Origin of the sequence: Kineococcus glutinatus, from assembly GCF_039542765.1 — a bacterium.
GTDB lineage: Bacteria > Actinomycetota > Actinomycetes > Actinomycetales > Kineococcaceae > Kineococcus_A > Kineococcus_A glutinatus.
In genome coordinates this window covers 1-2,077 of record NZ_BAABIL010000838.1, presented here as the reverse complement: position 1 = coordinate 2,077, position 2,077 = coordinate 1, and the positions used below count along the sequence as shown (strand labels likewise).

Genomic DNA, 2,077 nt, shown 5'->3' with positions numbered 1-2,077 from the left:
GAGGGTGATGCGGAGGCGGTGCGCGCGCTGGCGGAGCTGGAGCTGCCGGCGCTGGGGCTGCGCTGGCCGTCGGCCGCCCACCGGGGCGGCACGGGCCCCGGCGGGAGCCGCGAGCGGGACTAGGCTCGCGGCCCATGGGCACCAGGGACGTCGTCGTCGTCGGCGCGAGCGCGGGCGGCGTCGAGGCGCTGCGCACCCTGGTGGCCGGGCTGCCCGCCGACTTCCCGGCGACGGTGCTCGTGGTGCTGCACGTGCCCGCGACCGGTTCGGGGGCGCTGGCGGCCATCCTCGACCGCGCCGGGCCGCTGCCGGCCCGCCAGGCGGCCTCCGGGGAGCACCTGCCGCGGGGGACGGTGCTGGTGGCGCGCCCGGACCACCACCTGCTCGTGCTCGACGAGCAGGTGGTGGTCTCGGCCGGGCCGCGGGAGAACGGCCACCGCCCCGCGGTGGACGCGCTGTTCCGCTCCGCCGCCCGCTCCCTCGGCCCGCGCGTCGTCGGGGTGGTCCTGTCCGGGATGCTGGACGACGGCTCGGCCGGCCTCGTGGCGGTGCGCTCGCGCGGCGGCGTCGGGGTGGTGCAGGACCCGGCCGACGCGATGTACGCCGGCATGCCCCGCAACGCGATCGAGGCCGCCGCACCCGAGCACGTGGTGCCGGTGGCGGACATCCCCGCCCTGCTGACCCGCCTCGTGGGCGAGCCGGTCCTGGACGCCCCTCCGCCGAGCGCGCTCCTGGAGGAGGAGACGGCCGTGGCCCGCTTCGACATCGAGCAGATCGACGGCGACGACCACCCGGGCGAGCCCGCGGGCTACTCCTGCCCGGACTGCGCCGGCGCGCTGTGGCGCATCGAGGAGAGCGGCTTCCTGCGCTTCCGCTGCCGGGTGGGGCACGCCTGGTCCACCGAGAGCCTGCTGGCCCAGCAGGCCGAGACCATGGACAGCGCGCTGTGGATGGCGCTGCGCAGCCTGGAGGAGCGGGCGGCGCTGACGCGCGAGCTGGGCCGGCGGGCGGAGTCCGCGGGCCGGTCCATCAGCGCCGCCCGCTTCGCCGAGCGCGCCGCGGAGGAGCACCGGGCCGCCGTGCTCATCCGCGAGCTGCTCACCGACCGCAGCGCGCGCACCGGCAACGGCGAGCGCGTCGGGGACGGTGAGCCCGTCGGGGACGCCTGGAGCGGGTCGTGAACCCCGAGGAGGAGCTGGACGACGCCTTCGAGGCCATCCTCGAGCACGTCAAGACCGCCCGGGGCTACGACTTCACCGGCTACAAGCGGGCCAGCCTCCAGCGGCGGGTGCGCCGTCGGATGGCCGACGTGGGCGCGGAGACGTTCGAGGGGTACCGCGACCTGCTCGAGGCCGACGCCGACGAGTTCACGGCGCTGTTCAACACCGTCCTCATCAACGTCACCTCCTTCTTCCGCGACCCCGAGGCGTGGCAGCGGTTGCGCGAGGACCTGCTGCCCGAGCTGCTGCGGCGGCGGGCCGGCGGGCCGCTGCGGGTCTGGAGCGCCGGCTGCGCCTCGGGGCAGGAGGCGTACAGCGTCGCCATCTGCCTCGCGGAGCTGCTGGGGGTGGAGGAGTTCCGCCGGCGGGTGAAGATCTACGCCACCGACGTCGACGAGGAGGCGCTGGCCCACGCCCGCAGCGCCAGCTACGCCGAGCGGGAGGTGCACAGCCTGCCGGCCGACCTGCTGGCGCGGTACTTCGAGCCGGGCCCCGGGCGCTGGACGTTCCGGCCGGACCTGCGCCGCTCGGTCATCTTCGGCCGGGCCGACCTGGTGCAGGACGCCCCGATCTCCCACCTCGACCTGCTGCTGTGCCGCAACACGCTCATGTACCTCACGGCCGAGACGCAGGCCCGCATCGCGGAGCGCTTCCACTACTCCCTCGCGCCCGAGGGCCTGCTGTTCCTGGGCAAGGCGGAGATGCTGCTCAGCCAGGGCGCGCTGTTCACCCCGCTGGACCTGAAGAACCGGATCTTCCGCCGGGTCGCCACGACCCGCCCCTCGCCGCGGTTCACGACGGCCGCGGCCGCGCCCGCGCCCCCCGCCGTCGCGAACGACCCGGCGGGGGCGCTGCGC

At 76.3% G+C, this 2,077-nt stretch carries 2 protein-coding genes; both read left to right on the top strand.

Going from position 1 to position 2,077, the window contains the following annotated elements; all coding sequences use genetic code 11:
• The first annotated feature begins 134 nt into the window (after positions 1 to 134).
• Entirely contained in the window at positions 135 to 1,181 is a 1,047-nt protein-coding gene (locus ABEB16_RS21925) for a chemotaxis protein CheB (RefSeq protein ID WP_345714286.1), read from the top strand.
• Positions 1,178 to 2,077 (top strand): CheR family methyltransferase (locus ABEB16_RS21920; protein ID WP_345714285.1); only part of this gene is annotated, 900 nt, incomplete at its 3' end. The genes ABEB16_RS21925 and ABEB16_RS21920, both read left to right, overlap by 4 nt.